Below are 24,725 nucleotides of genomic sequence, written 5' to 3' on the forward strand. Positions count from 1 at the left end.
GGGTGCCGAGCAGGTGGTCGTTCCCGAGAACCTGATCCCGGCCGGGGCGACCGCGATCACCCCGGAGATGCTCCCGCTGGTCGACCTGACCACGGAGGAGATCGCCCGGGTCGTCGCCACGGTCGAGGGCGGCGCGGCCAACATCGCCGACGTTTACCCGCTGGCCCCGCTCCAGGAGGGCCTGCTCTTCCACCACCTCCTCGCCGACGGCGGCGACGACGCGTACGTCCTTCCTTCGGTGCTCGAATTCTCCTCGCGCGAGCAGCTGGGCGCCTTCACGGACGCACTCCAGTGCGTGCTCGACCGGCACGACATCTTCCGGACCTCGTTCGTCTGGGAGGGACTGGTCGAGCCGGTCCAGGTGGTCTGGCGCAAGGCCGTCCTGCCGGTCGCCGAGGTGACCCTCGACGCGCGGAGCGCCGACCCGGTCGCCGAGCTGGTCGACGTCGTCGGCACCACGATGGACCTGGGCCGGGCTCCGCTGTTCACCGTCCACGCGGCCGCCCTGGCGGACGGGGAGCGTTGGCTGGGCCTGGTGCGCGTGCACCACCTGGTACAGGACCACACCGCGCTGGAGATCCTGCTCGGTGAGGTCGGCGCGTTCCTCACCGGACGGGGCGCCGAACTGCCGGAGCCGCTGTCCTTCCGGACCTACGTGGCCCACGCCCGCGGCGGCAACGAGAACGCCGTGCACGAGGAGTACTTCGCCCAGCTGCTCGGTGACGTGACCGAACCGACCGCCCCCTACGGCCTGGTGGACATCCACGGGGCCGGCGCGGAGGTCGTGCGCGAGGTCGTCCCGTTCGCTCCGGTCGCCGAGACACGGCTGCGGGAGGTCGCCCGTCGGCTGGGTGTGAGTGCGGCGACCGTCCTGCACGTGGCATGGGCCAGGGCGCTGGCCGCGGTCAGCGGCCGCGACGACGTCGTCTTCGGGACGATCCTGTTCGGCCGGATGAACGCCGGCGTCGGCGCCGACCGGGTCCCCGGTCCGCTGATCAACACGCTTCCGGTGCGCGTGCGCACCGATGAACTCGGCGTGCTGGGCGCCGTGTCGGCGATGCGCGGCCAGCTCGCGCAGCTGCTGGAGCACGAGCACGCGCCGCTCTCCGTGGCGCAGGGCGCCAGCGGGGTCGTCGGGGACGCGCCGCTGTTCACCGCGCTGTTCAACTACCGGCACAACACGGGTGGTCACGCCGAGGAGGAGACCGCCGAGACCCTCGCGGAGGGTACTGAGGCCGCTGGGGGCACGGTCGGTGAGGCCGACGGCATCCGGCTGGTGTTCTCCCGTGAGCGGACGAACTACCCGCTCGCCGTCGCGGTCGACGACAACGGTCACGACCGCGGGCTGTCGCTCGCCGTGGACGCTCTCGCGCCCATCGACGGTGCGGCCGTCGGCGTCCTCGTGCTCACGGCCGCCGAGAACCTGGTCGCGGCGCTGGAGACGGCGCTGGACGGCGGTCCGGAGGTGTCGCTGAGCGCGGTGGACGTGCTCGACGCGGCGGAGCGTGAGCGTGTGCTGGTCGCCTGGAACGACACGTCGGTGGAGGTCGAGTCTTCGACCCTTCCCGGTCTGTTCGAGGCGCAGGTGGCGCGGACTCCGGATGCGCTGGCCGTGGTGTCGGAGGGTGTGGAGCTGTCGTACGCGGAGCTGGATGCGCGGGCGAACAAGCTTGCGCGTCTGCTGGTGTCGCGTGGTGTGGGTGTGGGTGCGGAGTCGGTGGTCGGTGTCGCGCTGGAGCGCGGTGTCGAGATGGTGATCGCGCTGCTCGCGGTGGTGAAGGCCGGTGGTGCGTATCTGCCGATCGATCCCGAATACCCGGCGGACCGCGTCGCGTTCATGCTGGCCGACGCGGCCCCGGTGGCCGTGGTGTCCGCGCAGGCCGTGGCAGCGCGGCTGCTTCCCGCGACGGCCGGGGTTCCGGTCGTCCTGATCGACGACGCTGCGACCGGGGCCGAGCTGGCGGGTCTGGGTGACGGGCCGCTGGGTGTGGAGATCCTTCCCTCGCAGCCCGCGTATGTGATCTACACGTCGGGTTCGACGGGTCGTCCGAAGGGTGTGGTGGTCGAACACCGCTCGGTGGCCAGCCTGTTGGCGTGGGCGGTGGGTGAGTTCGGTGGTGCCGCGTTCGAGCGGGTGCTGGTGTCGACCTCGTTCAACTTCGACGTGTCGGTGTTCGAGCTGTTCGGTCCGCTGGTGTCCGGTGGCGCGGTGGAGGTCGTGCGCGACCTTCTGGTGCTGGCGGACCGGGATCGTGGGCCGTGGGGTGTGAGCCTGGTCAGTGGTGTTCCGTCCGCGCTCGCGCAGGTCGTGGCCGGTGGTGGGGTTGACGCCCGGCCGCAGGTGGTCGTCCTGGCCGGTGAGGCGCTGACGGCGGATGCGGTGGCCGCGGTGCGTGGGGCTCTGCCGGGTGCCCGGGTCGCGAACATCTACGGTCCGACCGAGGCGACGGTGTATGCGACGGCGTGGTTCACGGACGCCGATGCGGTGGTCGAGGGTGTGGTGCCGATCGGGCGTCCGATCTCGAACGCCCGGGTGTTCGTGCTGGACGACCGGCTCGCTCCGGCGCCTGTGGGTGTCGCGGGTGAGCTGTACCTCGCGGGTGCGGGTCTGGCTCGTGGGTACTTGGGCCGTCCGGGTCTGTCGGCGGAGCGTTTTGTCGCCTCGCCGTTCGGTTCGGGTGAGCGTTTGTACCGCACGGGTGATGTGGTGCGGTGGAGTGCGGACGGCCAGGTGGTGTATCTGGGTCGTGCGGACGAGCAGGTCAAGGTCCGTGGTTTCCGGATCGAGCTGGGTGAGGTCCAGGCCGTCATCGCTTCCCACCCGGAGGTCGGTCAGGCCGTGGTCGTGGCCCGCGAGGACGTCCCGGGTGACAAGCGCCTGGTCGCCTACGTCGTCCCCGAGGGCAATACGGCTGTCGCGGCGGAGGACGTCCGGCAGTTCGTGTCGGGCCGTCTGCCCGAGTACATGGTTCCTTCCGCGGTCGTCGTCCTCGACGCGCTGCCGCTCTCGGTGAACGGCAAGCTGGACCGTAAGGCCCTCCCCGCTCCCGAGTACGTCACGGGTGCGGGCCGCGGCCCGGCGAACGTACGGGAAGAGATCCTGTGCGCCGCCTTCGCCGAGGTGCTGCACCTGGACGCGGTCGGCGTGGACGACGACTTCTTCCGGCTCGGTGGTCACTCCCTGCTGGCGATCCGTCTCGTGGAGGTGCTGCGCCGGCGCGGTGTGTCGGTGTCGGTGCGGGCGCTGTTCCAGACGGCGACCCCCGCGGGTCTGGCGCTCGCGGCGGGTGCCGAGCAGGTGGTCGTTCCCGAGAACCGGATCCCGGCCGGTGCGACCGCTATCACCCCGGAGATGCTCCCGCTGGTCGACCTGACCACGCAGGACATCGAACGCATCGTCGCCACCGTCGAGGGCGGCGCGGCCAACATCGCCGACGTCTACCCGCTGGCCCCGCTCCAGGAGGGCCTGCTCTTCCACCACCTCCTCGCCGACGGCGGTGGCGACGACGCCTACGTGATGCCGTTCGTCATGGAGTTCAGCTCCCGCGAGCGTCTCGACGCGTTCCTCGACGGTCTGCAGAAGGTGATCGCCCGTCACGACATCCTGCGTACCGGGATCGTCTGGGACGGCCTGACCGAGCCGGTCCAGGTCGTGTGGCGCGAGGCCGAACTGCCGGTGCACGAGGTGGTCCTCGACCCGGAGAACAGCGATCTGGCCGATCAGCTGCTGACCGGCGTCGGCCTGTCGATGAACCTCGACCGGGCGCCGCTCATCAGCACCCACGTCGCGCCCGTCGCGGACGACGAGCGCTGGGTCGCGCTGGTGCGGATGCACCACATCGTTCAGGACCACACCGCGCTCGAAGTGGTCCTCGGTGAACTGGACGCGTTCCTCACCGGGCGGGGCGGCGAGCTGCCGGAGCCGCTGCCGTTCCGCGACTTCGTCGCCCAGGCACGGAGCGGTGCGGACAGCGGAGCGCACGAGGAGTACTTCACGGAGCTGCTCGGGGACGTCACCGAAGGGACCGCACCGTTCGGCGCGCTGGACGTCAGGAGCGGCGGCGCGGGAGTCGTACGAGCCCGGGTGCCGTTCGCACCCGAGCTGGAGGTACGGCTGCGGGACGTCTCCCGTCGGCTCGGCGCGAGTGCGGCGACGGTGATGCACGTCGCGTGGGCACGCGCCCTCGGGACGATGTCCGGCCGCGACGACGTGGTGTTCGGAACGGTGCTGTTCGGCCGGATGAACGCCGGCGCGGCCTCGGAGCGGGTGCCCGGTCCGTTCATGAACACCCTGCCGGTGCGCGTGCGCACCGCTGACCTCGGTGTTCTGGACGCGGTGTCCGCGCTGCGCGAGCAGCTCGCGGAGCTGCTGGAACACGAGCACGCGCCGCTGGCGCAGGCCATCCAGGCCAGTGGCATGGCGGGGAACTCGCCGCTGTTCTCGGCGCTGTTCAACTACCGTCACAACACCGAACTCGAACCGGCACCCGAGCCCGCGCCGCAGGCCGATCCCGCGGACGAGCGGGTCGGCGGCATCCGGATGATCTTCGCCCGGGAACTGACCAACTACCCGCTCGCCGTCTCGGTCGACGACGACGGCGACGCGATCAGCCTGGCGGTCGACGCGGTCTCCCCGATCGACCCGCAGGCCGTCGGCGCCCTGGTGCGTACGGCTGCGGAGAACCTGGTGTCGGCGCTGGAGACGGCGCTGGACGGCGGCGCTCAGGTGCCGCTGAACGAGGTCGGCGTGCTGGACGCGGCGGAGCTCAGCCGGGTGCTCGTGGAGTGGAACGACACGTCGGTGGAGGTCGAGCCTTCGTCGCTGCCGGGGTTGTTCGAGGCGCAGGTGGCGCGGACTCCGGGTGCGTTGGCCGTGGTGTCGGAGGGTGTGGAGCTTTCGTACGCGGAGCTGGATGCGCGGGCGAACCGGCTGGCGCGTCTGCTGGTGGACCGTGGTGTGGGTGCGGAGTCGGTGGTCGGTGTCGCGCTGGAGCGTGGTGTCGAGATGGTGGTGGCGCTGCTCGCGGTGGTGAAGGCCGGTGGTGCGTATCTGCCGATCGATCCTGAGTACCCGGCGGACCGTGTCGCGTTCATGCTGGCCGATGCGGCGCCGGTGGCCGTGGTGACCTCGCAGTCGCTGACGGGTGGGCTGGGGTCCGGGGTTCCCCTGGTGGTGCTGGATGAGCCGGCCGTGGCCGGTGAGCTGGCGGGTCTTCCGGCCGGGCCGCTGGGTGTGGAGGTCCTTCCCTCGCAGCCCGCGTATGTGATTTACACGTCTGGTTCGACGGGTCGGCCGAAGGGTGTGGTGGTCGAACACCGTTCGGTGGTGGGCCTGTTGTCGTGGGCTGTGTCCGAGTTCGGTGGTGCCGCGTTCGAGCGGGTGCTGGTGTCGACGTCGTTCAACTTCGATGTCTCCGTCTTCGAGTTGTTCGGTCCGCTGGTGTCCGGTGGTGCGGTGGAGGTCGTGCGTGACCTTCTGGTGCTGGCGGACCGGGATCGTGGGCCGTGGGGTGTGAGCCTGGTCAGTGGTGTTCCGTCCGCGCTCGCGCAGGTGGTTGCCGGTGGTGGGGTTGATGCTCGGCCGGGTGTGGTGGTGCTTGCGGGTGAGGCGCTGACGGCGGATGCGGTGGCCGCGGTGCGTGGGGCTCTGCCGGGTGCCCGGGTCGCGAACATCTACGGTCCGACCGAGGCCACGGTGTACTCGACGGCCTGGTACACGGACGCCGATGCGGTGGTCGAGGGTGTGGTGCCGATCGGGCGTCCGATCTCGAACGCCCGGGTGTTCGTGCTGGACGACCGGCTCGCTCCGGCGCCTGTGGGTGTCGCGGGTGAGCTGTACCTCGCGGGTGCGGGTCTGGCTCGTGGGTACTTGGGCCGTCCGGGTCTGTCGGCGGAGCGTTTCGTTGCTTCTCCGTTCGGTTCGGGTGAGCGTCTGTACCGCACGGGTGATGTGGTGCGGTGGAGTGCGGACGGCCAGGTGGTGTACCTGGGTCGTGCGGACGAGCAGGTCAAGGTCCGTGGTTTCCGGATCGAGCTGGGTGAGGTCCAGGCCGTCATCGCTTCCCACCCGGAGGTCGGTCAGGCCGTGGTCGTGGCCCGCGAGGACGTCCCGGGTGACAAGCGCCTGGTCGCCTACGTCGTCGCCGACGGCCTTGGTGCTGAACTCCCGCTGCGCGTCACGGAGTTCGTAGCCCAGCAGCTCCCCGAGTACATGGTTCCCTCGGCGGTCGTCGTCCTCGACGCGCTGCCGCTCTCGGTGAACGGCAAGCTGGACCGCAAGGCCCTGCCCGCTCCCGAATACGTCACGGGTGCGGGCCGCGGCCCGGCGAACGTGTGGGAAGAGATCCTGTGCGCCGCGTTCGCGGAGGTGCTGGGTCTGGAGAACGTCGGCATCGATGACGACTTCTTCGGGCTGGGTGGTCACTCCCTGCTCGCGATGCGTCTGGTGAGCCGGATCCGTACCGTCCTCGGTGTCGAGATGCCGCTGGGGATGCTGTTCGAGGCGCCGACGGTCGCGCGGCTGGCGGCCCGCCTGGCGGGTGCGGACCGTGCCCAGATCGCGCTGACGGCCGGGGTGCGCCCGGAGCGGGTGCCGCTGTCCTTCGCGCAGCGACGGCTGTGGTTCCTGAACCAGCTCGAAGGTCCCAGCGCCACCTACAACGTGCCGGCCGTGCTGTCGCTGTCGGGCGATGTGGACCGTGACGCCCTCGGCGCCGCGTTCCGCGATGTGCTCGGGCGCCACGAGGTGCTGCGCACCGTGTTCCCGGTCGTCGACGGTGAGCCGTACCAGCGGATCCTCGGCATCGAGGACCTGGAGTGGGAGCTGTCGGTCCACGAGGTCGCACCGGATGACCTGGTGTCGGCGGTAGAGGGCGCCCTGGACCACGCCTTTGACCTGGCCTCCGAAGTGCCCTTCAAGGCCTGGCTGTTCGAGGCCGGTCCGGAGCAGCGGGTGCTGACGGTGGCGATGCACCACGTGGCGAGTGACGGCTGGTCGAAGGGCCCGCTGGCCCGGGACCTGTCCGTCGCCTACGCGGCGCGCAGCGAGGGCCGGGCGCCCGAATGGGACGCCCTCCCGGTCCAGTACGCGGACTACACGCTGTGGCAGCGCGAGATCCTCGGCGACGAGCACGACCCGGAGAGCGTGATCGCCCAGCAGATCGCCTACTGGCGTGAGGCGTTGGGTGGTTCTCCGGAGGAGCTGTCGCTGCCGTTCGACCGTGCGCGTCCGGCGGTGTCCTCGCACCGTGGACACCAGGTGGGTGTCGACGTTCCGGCGGCCGTGCATGCGCGGCTGGTGGAGGTGGCGCGGGTCGAGGGTGTGACCCCGTTCATGGTCCTCCAGGCGTCGCTGGCGGTCCTGCTGTCCAAGTTCGGTGCGGGAAGTGACATTCCGATCGGTTCGGCGAACGCCGGCCGTACGGACGAGGCGCTCGACGACCTCATCGGTTTCTTCATCAACACCCTGGTGGTCCGGACCGACCTGTCGGGCGACCCGACCTTCCGGGACGTGCTCGGCCGGGTGCGTGAGCGGACCCTGTCCGCTCTGGCCCACCAGGACGTGCCGTTCGAGAAGCTGGTCGAAGAGCTGGCTCCGGCCCGCTCGATGGCACGCCACCCCCTCTTCCAGGTCGTCCTCACCAAGCAGAACACCGTGGACGCGATCCTCGACCTCCCCGGCATGCAGTCCGGTGCGGCGTCGGCGGAGGCCGAGTCCGAGGCCGCTGAGGCCGGGCTCCCCGAGCCCGAGGCCGCGGAGTCCGAGCGGAAGGTGTCCGAGGCACCGGCGAAGTTCGACCTCGACGTGCTGGTGGGCGAGGTGTTCGATGCGGAGGGCCGTCCGGCGGGTGTCCGGGGAACGGTGACCGTCTCGGCGGATCTGTTCGATGCGGTGTGGGCGCCGCGGTTCGCGTCGGCTTGGGCGCGGGTGCTGGATGTGGTGACGCGGGAGCCGGGTGTTGCGGTGGCCGCGGTGGACGTCCTGGGCGCGGCTGAGCGTGAGCGTGTGCTGGTCGGCTGGAACGACACCGCGGAGCAGGTCACGGCGGCTTCCGTCGTCGGGCTGTTCGAGGCTCAGGTGCTGCGGACGCCGGATGCGGTGGCGGTTGTCGCTGACGGTGAGCGGGTGACGTACCGGGAGCTGGATGAGCGGGCGAACCGTCTCGCGCACTACCTGGTCGGTCAGGGCATCGGCACCGAGTCCGTGGTGGGCCTGGCCCTCCCGCGTGGCGTCGAGATGTTCGCCGGAATCCTGGCGGTCTGGAAGGCGGGCGCCGGATACCTCCCGGTGGACGCCGGTCAGCCGACGGACCGGATCGCTTTCGTGATGAAGGACAGCCGTGCGGCTCTGATCCTGACCACCGAGGAGATCCTCGACGAGCTGCCCTCGGTCGGTGTCCGCCTGGTCGCCGTGGACGGCGCGATGGTACGGATGCAGCTGGCCGGGGCGCCGTCAACGGCGCCCGGGATTCAGGTCTCCGGTGACGCTCTGGCGTATGTGATCTACACGTCGGGTTCGACGGGTCGTCCGAAGGGTGTCGCGGTCACGCATGCCGGTCTGGTGAACTACGTCGCTTCGGTTCCCGGCCGGGTTGGTTTCGACCGGGCGGGTGCCCGTTACGCGCTGCTTCAGGCGCAGGCGACCGACCTCGGCAACACCGTCGTCTTCGCGAGCCTGACGACGGGCGGTGAACTGCACGTCCTGGAAGAGGACGCGGTCACCGACCCGCTGGTGGTCTCCGCGTACCTGGCGGAGCACGAGATCGACTACTTCAAGGCGGTCCCGTCCCACCTGGCCGCGCTCGCGTCGGCCGTCGGTGTGGAGGGTGTCCTGCCGGGCCGTTCGCTGGTCCTCGGTGGCGAGTCCGCGACCCCTGCCTTTGTCCGCGAACTGGTCGAACAGGCCGGTGAGCGTGGGGTCTTCAACCACTACGGTCCGACCGAGACCACCATCGGTGTCGCGACGACCCGCCTCACGGCGGACGGCGTGGTGCCGGTCGGCACCCCGGTCGCGAACACCCGGTTCTACATCCTGGACGCCGCTCTCCAGCCGGTTTCGACCGGTGTGACGGGTGAGCTGTATGTCGCGGGCGCGCAGCTGGCGCGCGGCTACGTCCAGCGCTCGGCGCTGACGGCGGAGCGCTTCGTCGCGAACCCGTTCGGTTCGGGTGAGCGGATGTACCGCACCGGCGACCGGGCACGCTGGACCGCCGACGGTGAAGTGGTCTTCCTGGGTCGTGCGGACGAGCAGGTCAAGGTCCGTGGCTTCCGGATCGAGCCGGGTGAGGTCCAGGCGACCATCGCCGCCCACCCGCAGGTCGACCAGGCCGCGGTGGTGACGCGTGAGGACCTGCCGGGTGATGTCCGCCTGGTGGCCTACGTGGTCCCGGTGGACGAGGAGGACGACAACACGGGTCTCCCCGCCTCCGTAAGGGAGTTCACGGGCCGCAAGCTGCCGGACCACATGGTCCCCGCGGCCGTCGTGGTCCTCGACGCCCTGCCCCTGACCGGGAACGGCAAGCTGGACCGCAAGGCCCTCCCTGCCCCCACCTACGGCACCTCCGCCATCGGAAGCAGCCGCCGGGCGGCCACGTTGCAGGAAGAGCTGCTGTGCCTGGCGTTCGCCGAGGTCCTCGGCCTCGACAGCGTCGGCGTGGACGACGACTTCTTCGAGCTCGGCGGGCACTCCCTGCTCGCCGTGCGTCTGGTGAGCCGGATCCGTACCGTCCTCGGTGTCGAGACGGAGATCCGGACCCTCTTCGAAGCCCCCACCGTCGCCACCCTCGCCGCCAGCCTCACGGGCGCCGAGGCAGCCCGCACGGCCCTCACTCCCCAGCCCCGGCCCGACCGCCTCCCGCTGTCCTACGGCCAGCGCCGGCTGTGGATCATCAACCAGATGGACGGGCCCAGCGGCACCTACAACATCCCCGTCTCCTCCCGGCTGGGCGGCGACGTGGACGCGCAGGCGCTGGACGCGGCCTTCCGCGATGTGATCGGCCGCCACGAGGTCCTGCGCACCGTGTTCGGTGTGGACGGTGGCGAGCCGTACCAGCGGATCCTCGACGTCGCGGACGTCGACTGGGCGCTGCACACGGCCGACGTCGACCCGGCGGACCTGGCCGGAGCGGTGGACGAGGCCGAGGCGTACTGCTTCGACCTGTCGGCCGAGTTCCCGATCCGGGCCTCGCTGCTGCGCACCGGGCCCGACGACTGCACTCTGGTGGTCGTGGTGCACCACATCGCCGGTGACGGCTGGTCGTGGGACCCGCTGGCGCGGGACCTGTCCACCGCCTACGAGGCGCGCAGGGCGGGCGGGGCTCCGGAGTGGGAGCCGCTGCCGGTCCAGTACGCCGACTACGCGCTCTGGCAGCGCGAGGTGCTCGGTGACGCGGCGGACCCGGACAGCCTGATCAGCCGTCAGGTCGGCTACTGGCGCGAGGCGTTGGCCGGAATCCCGGAGGAGCTGGAGCTGCCGACCGACCGGACGCGTCCGGCGACGGTGAGCCACCGGGGCCACCGCACGCGGCTGGAGATCTCCGCCGAGGTGCACGCGCGCCTCGCCGAGGTGGCGCGTGCCGAGGGCGTGACCATGTTCATGGTCCTGCACGGCGCCCTGGCCGTCCTGCTGAACCGTCTCGGAGCGGGCAGCGACCTCCCGATCGGTTCGGCGATCGCCGGGCGGTCCGACGAGGCGCTGGACGACCTGGTCGGTTACTTCGTCAACACCTTCGTGCTGCGGACCGACCTCGCCGGCGATCCGACGTTCCGCGAGGTGCTCGGCCGGGTCCGCGAGTCCGGACTGGGTGCGTTCGCCCACCCGGACGTGCCGTTCGAGAAGCTGGTCGAGGAGTTGGCTCCGGCCCGCTCGATGGCCCGCCACCCGCTGTTCCAGGTGATGCTGCTGGTGGAGAACGCGGTCGACCGGTCGCGGGCCACCGCTGACGCGGAGCCTTCCGGGAAGCCCGGCATCCAGCCCTCCGACGGCGGCAGCGCCGTACAGCCCACCGGCCCGGCCGTCGCCAAGTTCGACCTCGACTTCAGCATGGTCGAGGTGCACGACGCGGACGGCGCACCCGCCGGCATGCGCGGCGCGGTGGTCGCGGCGGCGGACCTCTTCGACCCCGAGTCGGGGGCTCGTATCGCCGAGCGCCTGGTCCGGGTGCTGGAGGCGCTCGCCGAGGAGCCGGGGGCCCGGCTCAGCGCGGTCGACGTGCTCGGCGCGGAGGAGCGGCGCAACGTCCTCACCGCGTGGAACGCGACCGAGGCCCCGGTGCCGGACGCGACGGTCGTCGAGCTGTTCGAGGCGCAGGCCGCCCGGACCCCGGACGCGATCGCCCTGGTGCAGGGCGACGTCGAACTCAGCTACGCCGAGCTGGACGCCCGGTCCAACCGGCTGGCACGGCTGCTCGCGGGCCGCGGGATCGGCCCCGAGGACGTGGTCGCGGCGGTCTTCGAGCGCACGGTCGACCTGGTCGTCGGACTGCTCGGCGTGATCAAGGCGGGTGCCACCTACCTGCCGATCGACCCGATGTACCCGGCGGACCGGATCGCCTATGTGATCGCCGACTCGGGTGCGGTCTGCCGCCTCACCAGCGAAAGCCTGGGCGAGCGGCCGGCCGAGCCCGAGGGCCGGCCGGTGGCCGCCGCGGCGGACGCGGACGAGGTCCCGGTGCTGCTGCTCGACTCCGCCGAGGTGGTGGACCGGCTCGCCGCCCTGGCGGACGGCCCGCTGGCCGACAGCGAGCGGACGGCCCCGCTGCGGCCCGAGCACCCCATGTGGGTGATCTACACCTCGGGTTCGACCGGCCGCCCCAAGGGCGTGCTGGTGGAGCACCGGGCGATCGTCAACTTCCTGTCGGCGATGCAGGACCGCTTCGTGCTCGACGCACAGGACCGGCTGCTCGCGGTGAGCACGCACGGCTGTGACATGGCGGGCTTCGAGTTCTACCTGCCGCTGCTGAACGGGGCCCGCATCGTGCTGGCTTCGCAGGAGCAGGTGCTCGACCCGTGGGCGCTGCGCGGGCTGATCCGGGACACGGGGGCGACGATCGTGCACGCGACGCCGAGCCTGTGGCGCGGGCTGATCGCCGACGCGGACGACCCGGTGGACTGGAGCCGGGTGCGGGCCATGATCGGCGCCGAGGCCCTGCCCGCCGACCTGGCGCGGACGCTGCTGACGCGGACGCCCACCCTGACGAACCTGTACGGCCCGACCGAGACCACGGTCTGGTCGACCGGCAAGGAACTGACGGGGCCGGACGCCGACGCGACGTCGATCGGCGGCCCGATCGGGAACACCCGGGTCTACGTGCTGGACGACCGGCTGGCGCCGGCGCCCGTGGGCGTGGCCGGTGACCTGTACATCGCGGGCCGCAGCGTGGCGCGCGGCTACCTGGGCCGTCCCGACCTGACGGCGGGCCGCTTCGTGGCGGACCCGTTCGAGGGCGCCGGGGAGCGGATGTACCGCACGGGCGACGTGGTGCGCTGGACCGCCGACGGCGACCTGCAGTACGTCGGCCGCTCGGACGACCAGGTGAAGGTGCGTGGCTTCCGGGTCGAGCTGGGGGAGATCGAGGCGGTGGTCGCCGGGCACCCCTCGGTCGGCCAGGCCGTGGCCCTCGTACGCGAGGACATCCCCGGTGACCAGCGACTGGTGGCGTACGTGGTGCCGAACCGCGGTCTCGAACAGGAGGAGCTGGACCGGCTCGGCACGGCGGTGCGCGCGGTGGCGCAGGACCGGCTGCCGGGGTACATGGTGCCGTCCGCGGTCGTGGTGATCGAGAAGCTGCCGCTGATGCCGAACAGCAAGCTGGACCGCAAGGCCCTGCCGGTGCCGGAGGCCACGGTGCGCGAGGAGGCGCACCACTCGGTGAACTCCTTCGAGGCGAACATCGGCGAGGCGTTCGCGGAGGTCCTCGGCCTGGAGAGCGTCGGCGTCGACGACGACTTCTTCGCCCTGGGCGGTCACTCGCTGCTCGCGGTCCGGCTGGTGGAGGCGCTCCGCGAGCGGGGCGTGGCGATGGCGGTCCGCGATCTGTTCGCGGCTCCGACCGTGGCCCAGCTGATGAAGCGGATGAGCCTGTCCTCGGTCCGGGACGCGCTGGACGTCCTGCTGCCGATCCGGGAGCAGGGCGAGCGGCCGCCGCTCTTCTGCCTCCACCCGGCCGGTGGTGTGAGCTGGTGCTACATGCCGCTGGTCCGGTACGTCCCGGAGGGCGTCCCGCTGTACGGTCTGCAGGCGCGCGGGCTGGACGGTACGTCCGAACTCGCGGGCTCCATCGTGGAGATGGCCACGGACTACATCGCGCAGATGAAGGCGGTGCAGCCGAGCGGCCCCTACCACATGCTGGGCTGGTCGTACGGAGGCGTGCTCGCCCACGAGATCGCCGTGCAGCTGCAGGCGGCGGGGGAGCAGGTCGGGGCGCTGGTGCTGCTCGACCAGTACCCGTGGGACAGCGAGGAGGAGGCCGCCCTGGCGGCGCAGGAGCAGGATGTCGACCCGGAGGCCGAGATCGACCAACTGGTCGACGTGGTACGGCTGGAGGCGGGCGGCGCGCTGGGCGCGGTCACCGACGAGGAGTACCGGAGCTTCGCCCGGGTGCTGCACAACGGCCGCCGGATCCGGCGCACCCACGTGCACGGCCGGTTCGACGGTGACGCCCTGCTGGTCGTGGCCAAGAACGGCCGCGAGGAGGAGGGGCCGAGCGCGGACCGGTGGGCGCCCTACGTGACGGGCGTGGTGTCGGAAGCGGGTGTCCCGTGCACCCACTACGACCTCGCGAAGCCCGAGAACCTCGGGCTGGTCTGGGCGGAGGTGGCCGCCTGGCTCGGCTGGGAGAGCTGACGCACGCGAAAGGCCCCGCGGGCACGCGAAAAGGCCCCGCGGGGCGGTGCCGCCCGGTCGGAGACGACCGGGCGGCCCACCCCCGCGGGGCCGGGTGCGGGGAGGTGTCAGACGAGGCTGTCCTGCTCGGCGAGCACCGAAGTGATCAGGCCCGGCTCGACGTTTCCCCCGCTGAGCAGGACCCCGACGTCACCGCCGTGTTCGGCGGCGTGTGACAGGGCGGCGGCGAGCGCGGTGGCCGCCGCCGGCTCGATGACCAGGCGGACGTGCAGGAACGCGGCCCGCAGGGCGTCGGCGATGGCGGCCTCCCGGACGGTGACCACCGAGGTGACCGCCGGCCGGGCGAGGTCGAAGGGCAGCGCGCCGATCCGGTCGGGGCGCAGCCCGTCGGCCATGGTGTGACCGGCGGACACGGTCACCGGGCGGCCCGCCCGCAGGGCGGCCGTGAGGGCCGGTACGGCCTCGGGTTCCGCCCCGATCACCGCCGTACCGGATCCGGCGGCGGCCAGGCACGCACCGGCGACGGCGCTGCCACCGCCGACGGGGACGACGACGGCGTCCAGCCGGGCGCCCTCGGCGACCACTTGGGCGAGCAGTTCGGCGGTGGCGGTGGCCTGGCCGAGGACCACCCGCGGGTTCTCGTAGGGGTCGACGGTGTCGTAACCGTGCCGCTCCCTCAACTCCTCGACCACGGCGACCCGTTCGGCCAGAAGCGTCCCCACGGTGAGCACCTCGGCGCCGGTGGCGCGGATCCGCCGGATCTTGCCGGCCGGTGCGTCCGACGGAAGGACGAACGTGGCGGGCAGCCGGTGTTCACGGGCCGCGAGGGCCACGGCGATCGCATGGTTGCCCGTGCTCTGCGCGACCACGCCCCGGCTTCCGGAGCGGGCGAGTTCGTCGACGGCCAGGAGGGCGCCGCGGACCTTGAACGACCCGCCGCGCTGGAGGTTTTCGGCCTTCAGCCACAGGCGGGTGCCCGCGAGGGCGTCCAGCTGGTCGCAGCGCACCACCGGGGTGCGCCAGACCCGCCCGGCGAGTTCGCGGCGGGCACGGTCGACGTCGGTGCGGTCGATCCGTACGTCGGCCGTCAGGGTGCGGGAACGTCCGATAAGGTAATCAGACATTCCGCGCCGCCATTCCGTACGGGCCACCGAATTCATTTCGGCCGCCCGTCCCGAGGCATATGTTCCACGCCGATGTATTGCCCATCGAGGGGCCTCCTTAAAGGCTTTCTGTGGACAGTGCAGAAGTTCCCGTCATCCTTGCAGCGAGGGTTCTTCGTCCGAAAGGCTCGGGCAATGGAGCCCCGGTGGTTCACCGGGGGGACGGCGGGTGAGTACCGTCGTCGGCTTCCGCCGCGGCGAGAGAAATCAGATCCGCCCGCAGGCGGCATCGGAGCGCGGGCGACATCCCACGGCGGGCAGGTCCGCCGGCGGTCGACGACCCCGCCCGATGCGGTGCGGGCCCGGTCCACTCCACGATGGTGATGATGATCGAGATCAGGGAACTGACGAAGCGCTACGGCACCGTCACGGCCGTCAACGGCCTCAGCTTCACGGTCGGTTCCGGACGCGTCACCGGACTCCTCGGTCCGGCCGGCGCGGGCAAGACCACCACGCTCCGGGTGCTGCTGGGGCTGAGCGCCCCGACGTCCGGCAGCGCCACGATCGGCGGCCGGGAGTTCCAGGACCACCCGCCCGGCCCGCAGGAGGTCGGCGTACTGCTCGCCACCCACGGCGTCTACTGCCCGCACGTGGGGAACACCGCGCGGGAGTACCTGACCGGGGCGGCCCGCCGCTACGGCGTACCGCGGGCCCGGGTGGACGCGCTGCTGGACGAGGCCGGGCTGACCGGGGCGGAGCACCGCCGGGTCGGCACCTTCCCGCTGGGCATGCGCCAACGCCTCGGCGTCGCCTGCGCGCTGCTCGCCGACCCGCCCGTCCTGGTGCTGGACGAGCCGCTGGGCGGACTGGACGAGCGCGGTCTGCGCTGGGCCAGGGACCTGTTCCAGCGGCTGGCCGCCGAGGACCGCACGGTGCTCGTCTCCGGTCAACTGCCCCTCCAGCTCGCCGAGCTGGTGGACGAGCTGGTGATCATCGAGCGCGGTGAGCTGGTCGCGGGGCAACGCGCGGCGCGGCTCGCCGTCCGCCCCGACCGCTCCCCGGTGTCGGTGCGGACCCCCGACGTCGAGGTGCTGTGCACCCTGCTGACCGACGAGGGCGCGTCGGTGCTGGTGAACGACGACAACTCGCTGACGGTGACGGGCCTGAGCGCCCGGCGCATCGGCGACGTCGCCTTCCTGAACGTCGTACCGCTGCACGAACTCACCCCGGGAACCCCCGGGCGCTGAGGCCCTGCCCCTGCCCTGCGCACCCCACGAGCCGTGCGCGGAGGTTGTCCAGCCTGCGGTCGGATCCCGCTGGGCGCATGTCACGGCCGTCGGCGATGTCCCGGCGGCGCCCATCTGCCTACGGAGGAACGGTGTACTGCCGCCCCCACTGCCCCCGAACCGTCACCACCCACCAGTCCGAGGAGGACCTGAATGTCTGAGGACCGCGATGCCTTCCAGCGCCTGACCGAACTCCTCGCGTCCGGGGACGCGTCCTACCGCACCATCCCGCACGAACCCGAGGGCCGCACCGATGTCGCCAGCGAATTGCGCCGACACCCGCTGGAGCAGGCCGCCAAGTCCATCGTGATCCGGGTGGCGACCGGCAAGCGGTCCCGCCGCTACGTGCTCGCGGTGGTTCCCGGCGACCGGCGGGTCGACCTGCCCGCCCTGGCGCTGCGCTACGGCGGCCGGGAGGCCTCCTTCGCGACCCAGGAGGTCGCCGAGCGCCTCGCGGGCAGCGTCAGCGGGTCCATCACCCCGTTCGCCTTCTCCGCCGAGCTGGACCTGCTCGTCGACGAAGGCCTGCTGGTCCACGACGAGATCTACTTCAACGCGGGGCGCCTCGACCTGTCGGTCGCCCTGTCCGTCGCGGACTACCAGCGCCTCGCCCGTCCGGACGTCGCGGCGATAGCCGTCTGACGGTCCTTCACGGCACGGCCGGCGAGGCGCCGTTCAACCGACGCGCCGACGCAGTTGTACAGCGGGCGGCCGGCGCTGCCGCGAATTTCGCGCGGCGCCGCGCCGCCCGGCGGTGTTCAACGGCCTTTCCCCGCCGCCGAGTATTGATCCACCGCAGGGCCTCAGGTCATCCTGATTGAGGAGAGCGCTCTGCGTGCGGTGAGCTTTGTGTGGCGGAGCGGATGCAGTTTCTTCGGCTCCCTGGCTTCAGGTCTTAGCTGATTCTCTCTGGCCGTCATTTCCATCGCCGACCGGCCCGGCGCACCGAATTCCGGTAGCGATAACCGGTCGGTTGGTCAATTATTTCGCTTTCTGCTGGAGAGAGGGACGCAGATGTCCGACGAGCTGCTGTATCTGAAGTCCAAGGTCATCATCGAGCCGCTGGTGGACAGGTTCTTCGCCTGGCCGTACACCGTGGCCCCGGTCCAGGCCGCCATGAACCTCGCGTTCCTGCAGCTTCCGCTGCTGGAGTCGTACCTGCAGTCCCCGCAGGTGCACGTCGCGGCCAGCAACAACCCCGAGCTGCGCGGCGGCTACTTCGTCAACATCCCGGAGGAGCGCGCCGACGAGGTCCGTGACCTGGTCGCCTCGATCAAGAAGGACCGGGCCCCGATGCTCCGCTTCGCCGAGGCGATCGCGGCGGGCCAGGAGACCCTGCGGGCGAACGCCACCGGCTTCGACCTCACCCCGCTCTACCCGAAGATGCCCGCCGAGCTCGGCGGACTCATCGAACTCGCCTACGACACCGACAACCAGGCGCAGATGCGCTTCATGGAGCCGGTCGTCTACAAGAGCGACGTCTACCAGCAGGGCCGCCAGTCGGTTCAGCTGTCCTTCGAGACCGGCATCGAGCGCCCGTTCATCCTGAGCACCCCGCGCCTGCCCTCGCCGGACGTCCTGGAGCTGGACATCCCGTTCAACCACCCCGGCCTCGCCGAGCTGTTCAAGGCCCGTGTGCACGGCACCACCCTCGCCCACCTGCGCGAGGCGCTGGAGCTCGACGACGAGCAGACCGCCCACCTGGCGACCATGCTCACCGACGCCCCGAGCCTCTCGCCGGACCGTCACATCGAGGGCGGCGGCCGCATCCGCTACTTCGGTCACGCCTGCCTGGTCCTCCAGACGCCCGAGGCCGCGATCGTCACCGACCCCTTCATCAGCGCCGACAGCGACAAGGACGACCGCTTCACGCTGGAGGACCTGCCGGACTACATCGACCTGGTCCTCATCACCCACGGCCACCAGGACCACATCGTCCTGGAGACGCTCCTCCAGATGCGCGGCCGTCTCGGCGCGATCGTCGTTCCGCGCTCCTCGCGCGGCAACCTCGCGGACCCGTCGATGGCGCTGATGCTCCGCAACCAGGGCTTCAACGTCATCGAGGTCGACGACTTCGACGAGGTCGAGTTCCCCGGCGGCAAGATCACCGCCACGCCGTTCCTCGGCGAGCACTGTGACCTCGACATCCGTGCCAAGTCGACCTACTGGGCCGAACTGGCCGGCAAGAAGGTCTTCATCGGCGCCGACTCCTCGGGCATCGAGCCGGCCCTGTACCGCTACATCAAGGAGCACCTGGGCACCGCCGACATCGCCTTCCTTGGCATGGAGTGCGACGGCGCCCCGCTGACCTGGCTCTACCAGGCGCTGCTGACCATCCCGGTCACCAAGAAGATGAGCAACTCGCGCAAGCTCTCCGGATCCAACGCGGAGCAGGCCGCCGCCATCATGACGGAGCTGGGCGCCACCGAGGCGTACGTCTACGCCATGGGCGAAGAGGACTGGCTCGGCCACGTCATGGCCACCACCTACACCGAGGACACCTACCAGATCAAGCAGATCGAGGAGTTCCTCACCTGGTGCAAGGACCGCGACATCACCGCCGGTCACCTCTTCAAGCAGCAGGAATGGCGCTGGTAACCACCCGGCGTCGATAGGGCTCGTCGGGCGGGACACCCGGGATTCGTCATGTGCGGAGACCGGGGGTCCCGCCCGCCCCCGTCCCCCCGGTGCCCGGCTCCGCAACGCCACGTCACCCACGAAACACCACCGGCCGTCGGCCGTTCAGGAGGTAGCTAGCACCATGGCTGTGCAGGACATCGCATATGTCGAATTGTTCGCATCCGACAAAGTCTCCGCCGTCGACTACTTCGTATCGGCCCTCGGCTTCACCAGAGTCGCGGACTCGGTGGAGGTGGACCGCAGCTCGATCCTGCTGCGGCAGGGGGACGTACGGCTGGTGGTCACTTCGGGCCGCGGCATTTGGAAGTTCCTCGACCATCACGGTGAAGGCATCGCCGACATCGCCATGACCTGCGACGACGCGAGTGCGGCGGGCGAACGGGCGGTGGCGGCCGGAGCCGCGCCGCTCGCCTCGACCCGCGGCAACGTCGTCGTCTCGGGCTTCGGCAGCGTCGCCCACACCCTGCTGTCCGGGCCCGCCACGCCCGGCGGCCTGCTCGCCGACGGCCGCCGCTGGACCCCCAGCCCGCGGGTGACCGTCACCGAACCGTCCCGGATCCGGCTGCTGGACCACATCGCGGTCTGCCTCGCGGGCAACACCCTCCACGACTACGCCGACTTCTACCGGGACGCCTTCGGCTTCTCCCGCTACTCCTCGGAGTACGTCGCCGTCGGCGGCCAGGCGATGGACTCCGTCGTGGTGCGGAGCGACTCCGGCGGGGTCACCTTCACCCTCGTCGCGCCGGACCCGGCCAAGGAGCCCGGCCAGCTCGACGCCTTCCTGGAGCGCAACGGCGGCCCGGGAGCGCAGCACCTCGCCTTCCTCGTGGACGACATCATCCCCGCGGTCGAGGAGTCCCGGGACCGGGGAGTGGAGTTCCTGAACACCCCGGACACCTACTACGACATGCTCGCCGAGCGCTTCGACGGGATGGCCGACCAGATAGCCGAGCTGCGCAAGGCCCAGGTCCTGGCCGACCGCGACGAGTGGGGCCACCTGCTCCAGCTCTTCACCCGCTCCCCGTACGAGCGCAACACCCTCTTCTTCGAGCTGATCCAGCGCCAGGGCTCCCGCGGCTTCGGCAGCGCCAACATCCGGGCCCTGTACGAGGCCGTCGAGCGCGACCGGCTGACCTCCTGATGGGCGCCGCCGACCCGCTGACGACCGCCGACTACGAGGCCCTGGCCCGCCGGAGGCTCGACCCCGGCGTATGGGACTTCCTGGAGGGCGGCGCCGGAGACGAGCGCACCCTTACGGCGAACCGGGAGGTGTTCGACCGCGTCCGGCTGCGCCCCCGGGTGCTGACGGGCATCGGGGCCCCGGCCACCGAGACCAAGATCCTGGGCAGCGTGTGGGCGGCTCCCCTCGGCGTCGCGCCGATGGCCTTCCACACGCTGGCCCACCCGGACGGAGAGGTCGCCACCGCCCGGGGCGCCGGACGGGCCGGGCTGCCCCTCGTGGTCAGTTCCATGGCGAGCCGCACCTTCGAGGACATCGCCGCGGCCGCCACCGGTCCGCTCTGGCTCCAGGTGTACTGCTTCCGCGACCGCGCCACGACCCGCGCACTCGTCGAGCGCGCCGAACGGGCGGGCTTCGAGGCCCTCGTCCTGACCGTGGACGCCCCGCACCTCGGGCGCCGGCTGCGCGATCTGCGCAACGACTTCCAGTTGCCCGCCGGGGTCGTCCCCGCCAACTTCGACGGCGCGGGCTTCTCCTCGCCCAGCGGGCACGCCCGCACCGCCTTCGATCCGTCCCTGGACTGGTCGGTGGTCGCCTGGCTGCGCTCCGTCAGCTCCCTGCCGGTGCTGGTCAAGGGCATCCTCACCGCCTCCGACGCCCGCCGCGCGCTCGCCGCCGGGGCCGACGGCATCGTGGTGTCCAACCACGGCGGCCGACAGCTGGACGGTGCCCCGGCGACGCTGGAGGTGCTGCCGGAGATCGCGCAGGCGGTCGCGGGCGCCTGCCCGCTGCTCCTCGACGGCGGAGTGCGCCGCGGCGCGGACGTGCTGGCCGCACTGGCGCTCGGGGCCGACGCCGTCCTCCTCGGGCGGCCCGTCCTGCACGGCCTGGCCGTGGACGGCGAGCAGGGCGTGGAACACGTACTCGGCCTGGTCGCCGCCGAACTCGCCGAGGCGATGGTGCTCACGGGCACCGGCTCGGCCGCGGACGCCGGCCCGCACCTGGTGACGGGCACGCCCCCGCCGGACCCGGCGCCGCAGCGGCCGCCGGTCACGCAGCGGGCCGCCGGCACCGGCGACCTGCGCAAGGAAGACCTGCACGGCAGCGTCTGCGACCCCGTGCTCGACACGATGAACTTCCTCAACGAGGTCACCCACCGCTACCCCGACGCGGTCTCCTTCGCGCCCGGCCGCCCGTACGCGGGCTTCTTCGAGACCGAGCAGATCTTCACCCACCTGCGCCGCTACCTCGACCACCTGGGCGAGGGCGGGGCGTCCCCCGAGGAGATCCGCTCGGCGCTCTTCCAGTACGGGCCCACGGCAGGCCAGATCCGCGAGCTGATCGCCGAGACGCTGCTGGCGGACGAGGGCGTGGCGGTCTCCCCGGAATCCGTCGTGGTCACCGTCGGCGCCCAGGAGGCGATGCTCCTGGCGGTCCGGGCGCTCATCTCCGGGCCCGAGGACGTCCTGCTGGTCTCCAGCCCCTGCTACGTGGGCATCACCGGAGCGGCCCGGCTGTTCGACATCGAGCCGACCGCGGTCGAGGAATCGGCCGACGGCTTCCGCTGCGCCGACCTGGAGCGGGCGATCCTGGACGAGCGGGCGAGGGGACGCCGGCCCCGCGCGTTCTACGTGGTCCCGGACCACTCCAACCCGTCCGGTACGACGATGCCGCTGGACCAGCGCCTGGAACTGCTCGACCTCGCGGCCCGCCACGGCATCCTCATCCTGGAGGACAGCCCCTACCGGATGGTCAGCCCGGGCAAGCAGCTGCCGACCCTGAAGTCCCTCGACCGCGGCCGTCACGTCGTCCACCTGGGCTCGTACTCCAAGACGCTGTTCCCGGGCGCCCGGGTGGGCTTCGTGGTCGCCGACCAGACCGTCGTGGCCGCCGACGGCTCCACCGGCCTGCTGGCGGACGAACTCACCCGGATCAAGAGCATGGTGACGGTGAACACCTCCCCGCTCAGCCAGGCGGTGGTGGCCGGCATGCTGCTCGCCGCGGGCGGGCGGACCACCGAGCTGAACGCCGGGACGGCCGCCTACTACGGGGACGCGATGCGGGTCACGCTCGAAGAGCTGGACCGGTGCTTCCCCGAGGCCGAGCGGGCGGCCCTGGGCATCCGCTGGAACGAGCCGAGCGGTGGCTTCTTCCTCGCCGTCGACGTGCCGTTCGTCGCGGACAACGCGGCCCTGGAGGTCTGCGCGGAGGAGTTCGGAGTCATCTGGACGCCGATGTCCTACTTCTACCCGCAGGGCGGCGGTGAGCGCAGCCTGCGCCTCTCCGTCAGCTATCTGACGCACGAGCGGATCGGCGAGGGCATCGAGCGGCTGGCCGCCTACGTCAGGTCCCGCACGGGCGTCCGTCCCTGACCCGGACCGTCCCCCCACTTCCCACACCCCCCACACTCCCCACACCCCCCACACCACGAAGGGCCCGCCGTTGAGGCGGGCCCTTCGTGGTGTTCCGGGAGCGTCGGTTCAGCCGTAGCGCTTCATCTCGTGGAAGAAGCCGGGCACGGTCTGCAGCGTGCCGTCCGTCCGCACCTCGTCGTAGATGTACTTGGCGACCGCCAGGTCGAGCACGCCCAGGCCGAACGGGGAGAACACGACGGGCCGGTCGGCCGGGGGAGTGGTCCGTCCCTCCAGCAGGTCGTAGAGGGTGCCGTCGACGAAGTCCCGGTTGCCGGTGGCCTGTTCCGCCAGGTGCGGCGACGTGTCGGCCTTCAGGCAGTGGTCGACGTCGTCGACGATGTTGTAGGAGGACAGGATGATCTCGGGGGAGAGGTCGCGCAGCGAGACGTGCAGGACCAGCGGGTTGTGGGCGAACAGCGCGGGGTCCGTGATGTGCGGCTCGCCCGCCACCGTGGCCAGCACGATCAGGTCCGAGCCGGTGATGAGGGAGTCGGCGCTGTCGTGGATCGTGACCGGTCCGGCCTCGGCGCGGGTCAGGTAGTCCTCGAAGCCCTCCGCGTGCTCGCGCGACAGGTCGAAGACGCCCACCTCGTCGAAGGCGAGGCCGTTGGCCACCAGATAGGTGTGCAGGTAGCGGGCGATCAGCCCGACCCCGATGAAACCGACCCGGCGCGGGGTGACCCCGCGGCGCTCGGCGAGTGTCACCGCCGCCAGGGCGGCGGAGGCGGCGGTCCGCGACGCGCTGATGACGGAACTCTCCAGACAGGCCATCGGGTAGCCGGTCGTGGTGTCGTTGAGGACGAGCACGGCGGAGGCCCGCGGGATGCCGGCGGCGACGTTCTCGGGGAACGAGGAGATCCACTTGATGCCGTGGACGTCCACGTCACCCCCGACCGAGGCGGGCAGCGCGATGATCCGGGAGGACGGCCGCTCGGGGAACCGGAGGAAGTAGGAGTCGGGGTTCACCGTCAGGCCCTGGCCGTGCAGGCGGTACGCCTTCTCGACCATCGCGGTGACCTGCTTCTCGTGGCCGTGCAGGACGTCGACGACCTGCTCGCCGGAGATGACGGAGAACGAGGGGGCCTGGGTCATGGGTGTGCGCTCCAAAGGGTGGGAGAGGGGGTGGACGACGGGCTGTCCGGGCCGAAGTGCTCGCGCAGCCAGCCCTCGTCGTAGATGGAGGCGAGGTAACGCTCGCCGAGGTCGGGGGAGATGGCGACCGCCACGGGGTCCTCGCCCGGGTACTTCTCGCCCAGCCAGCGGGCGGCGCCGCTCACCACCGTCCCGGTCGACCCGCCGAGCACGAAGCCCTTGGCGGCCAGGGCGTGGCAGACGCCGATGGTGTCGGTCTCGGAGACGTGCACGACGTCGTCGATGCAGGACTCGTCGACCAGTTCAGGGCGCGTGCTGGTGCCGAGGCCCGGGACCACCCGGCGCTCCGGGATGCCGCCGAAGGTGACCGAACCGACGGCGTCGACGGCCACGATCGTGACCGGCTTGCGGTGGTCCTTGAAGAAGCGCGCGCACCCCATCAGGGTGCCCGTGGTCCCCGCGCCGACGAACAGGACCTCCAGGTCCGGGAACGTACGGGCGATGGCGGGCGCCGTGTGCTCGTAGTGCGCCCGCCAGTTGTTCGGGTTGGCGTACTGGTTGAGCCACACGTAGCGGTCGCTGGAGTCACACAGGTCGCGGACGTACTGGATCCGGCTGTGCAGGTAGCCCAGGTTGGCGTCCTGCTTCGAGATCACCCGGACCTCCGCGCCCAGGGACTGGATCAGCCGCTGGGTGGTGGAGTTGCACCGGGGGTCGGTCACGCACACGAAGCGGTAGCCGCGGTCGGCCGCGATGATGGCCAACGCGATGCCCAGGTTGCCCGACGACGATTCGACCAGGATCGAGTCCGGGTGGATCAGGCCGTCGCGTTCCGCGGCGTCGACCATCTCGGCGGCGGCCTTCATTTTGATGGATCCCGCGAAGTTGAAACCCTCGCATTTCAGGTACAGCGGGGTGTCGTTCACCTTGCGCAGATCTATGTAGAGGTCCTCGACATTGAACTCATGAGGGGAGCTGATGATGGGCATGGTGCCGGACACCCTCTGCAGGACGGATAGTGGATGTGAAAGTGGTCGGAAATGAGACCGGGCAGCTGCGTTCAGATATGTTTCGCCGAGCCGACCGGCCGTCAAATGGCCGTGGATCGCGCGAAATTACGCAGTGCTTTCCATCGGGCGATGAAAGCCGTATCTGATCGCCCTAGCA

The 24,725-nt window shown here is 71.2% G+C and carries 9 protein-coding genes (1 of these 9 running past the window's edge); 6 read left to right on the plus strand and 3 right to left on the minus strand.

Annotation, left to right across the window (positions count from 1 at the left end; genetic code table 11):
* On the plus strand, positions 1 to 13,843 hold the 3' portion of the coding sequence (locus OHS33_RS27945; RefSeq protein WP_330333166.1) for an amino acid adenylation domain-containing protein. The gene continues 3,137 nt to the left of window position 1, outside the view; the window shows 13,843 of its 16,980 coding nt (coding positions 3,138-16,980); its start codon lies off the left edge, out of view; its stop codon occupies positions 13,841 to 13,843.
* Between the two features lie 107 nt (positions 13,844 to 13,950).
* Here the strand turns inward: OHS33_RS27945 and OHS33_RS27950 are convergent, their stop codons facing one another.
* Positions 13,951 to 14,967, minus strand: a complete 1,017-nt coding sequence (locus tag OHS33_RS27950) for a threonine ammonia-lyase (protein WP_330333167.1) — start codon at positions 14,965 to 14,967, stop codon at positions 13,951 to 13,953.
* Positions 14,968 to 15,332: 365 nt separating this feature from the next.
* Between OHS33_RS27950 and OHS33_RS27955 the strand changes: the two genes are divergently transcribed.
* From OHS33_RS27955 to OHS33_RS27975, 5 genes are all read left to right on the plus strand, one after another.
* Positions 15,333 to 16,193, plus strand: coding sequence for an ABC transporter ATP-binding protein (locus OHS33_RS27955; RefSeq protein WP_330333168.1), 861 nt, complete (start codon positions 15,333 to 15,335; stop codon positions 16,191 to 16,193).
* A gap of 192 nt (positions 16,194 to 16,385) precedes the next feature.
* Positions 16,386 to 16,874 (plus strand): YbaK/EbsC family protein, encoded by a 489-nt coding sequence (locus tag OHS33_RS27960; RefSeq protein ID WP_330333169.1) that lies wholly within the window; start codon positions 16,386 to 16,388, stop codon positions 16,872 to 16,874.
* A 372-nt stretch (positions 16,875 to 17,246) separates the two neighbouring features.
* Entirely contained in the window at positions 17,247 to 18,830 is a 1,584-nt protein-coding gene (locus tag OHS33_RS27965; RefSeq protein WP_330333170.1) for an MBL fold metallo-hydrolase, read from the plus strand.
* A 163-nt stretch (positions 18,831 to 18,993) separates the two neighbouring features.
* Entirely contained in the window at positions 18,994 to 20,013 is a 1,020-nt protein-coding gene (gene hppD, locus OHS33_RS27970; protein WP_330333171.1) for a 4-hydroxyphenylpyruvate dioxygenase, read from the plus strand.
* The gene (locus tag OHS33_RS27975; protein ID WP_330333172.1) at positions 20,013 to 22,424 is read left to right on the plus strand and encodes an aminotransferase class I/II-fold pyridoxal phosphate-dependent enzyme; all 2,412 of its coding nucleotides are present in this window, start codon (positions 20,013 to 20,015) and stop codon (positions 22,422 to 22,424) included. The genes hppD and OHS33_RS27975 overlap by 1 nt, the downstream gene beginning before the upstream one ends.
* Before the next feature lie 108 nt (positions 22,425 to 22,532).
* Here OHS33_RS27975 and sbnB read toward each other — a convergent pair whose 3' ends face one another.
* Positions 22,533 to 23,558, minus strand: coding sequence for a 2,3-diaminopropionate biosynthesis protein SbnB (gene sbnB, locus OHS33_RS27980; protein WP_330333173.1), 1,026 nt, complete (start codon positions 23,556 to 23,558; stop codon positions 22,533 to 22,535).
* Positions 23,555 to 24,547, minus strand: coding sequence for a 2,3-diaminopropionate biosynthesis protein SbnA (sbnA, locus tag OHS33_RS27985; protein ID WP_330333174.1), 993 nt, complete (start codon positions 24,545 to 24,547; stop codon positions 23,555 to 23,557). Before sbnA ends, sbnB begins: the two co-directional genes overlap by 4 nt.
* Positions 24,548 to 24,725 lie beyond the last annotated feature (178 nt).

Origin of the sequence: Streptomyces sp. NBC_00536 (genome assembly GCF_036346295.1) — a bacterium.
In the GTDB taxonomy this organism is placed as follows: Bacteria; Actinomycetota; Actinomycetes; order Streptomycetales; family Streptomycetaceae; genus Streptomyces.

Excerpts from the sequence above, each read along its gene's own strand:
- OHS33_RS27955 (WP_330333168.1), top strand. The coding sequence starts at position 15,333 with ATGATCGAGATCAGGGAACTGACGAAGCGCTACGGCACCGTCACGGCC.
- sbnA (WP_330333174.1), bottom strand. The coding sequence starts at position 24,547 with ATGCCCATCATCAGCTCCCCTCATGAGTTCAATGTCGAGGACCTCTAC.
- OHS33_RS27975 (WP_330333172.1), top strand. The coding sequence starts at position 20,013 with ATGGGCGCCGCCGACCCGCTGACGACCGCCGACTACGAGGCCCTGGCC.
- sbnB (WP_330333173.1), bottom strand. The coding sequence starts at position 23,558 with ATGACCCAGGCCCCCTCGTTCTCCGTCATCTCCGGCGAGCAGGTCGTC.
- hppD (WP_330333171.1), top strand. The coding sequence starts at position 18,994 with ATGGCTGTGCAGGACATCGCATATGTCGAATTGTTCGCATCCGACAAA.
- OHS33_RS27965 (WP_330333170.1), top strand. The coding sequence starts at position 17,247 with ATGTCCGACGAGCTGCTGTATCTGAAGTCCAAGGTCATCATCGAGCCG.
- OHS33_RS27960 (WP_330333169.1), top strand. The coding sequence starts at position 16,386 with ATGTCTGAGGACCGCGATGCCTTCCAGCGCCTGACCGAACTCCTCGCG.
- OHS33_RS27950 (WP_330333167.1), bottom strand. The coding sequence starts at position 14,967 with ATGTCTGATTACCTTATCGGACGTTCCCGCACCCTGACGGCCGACGTA.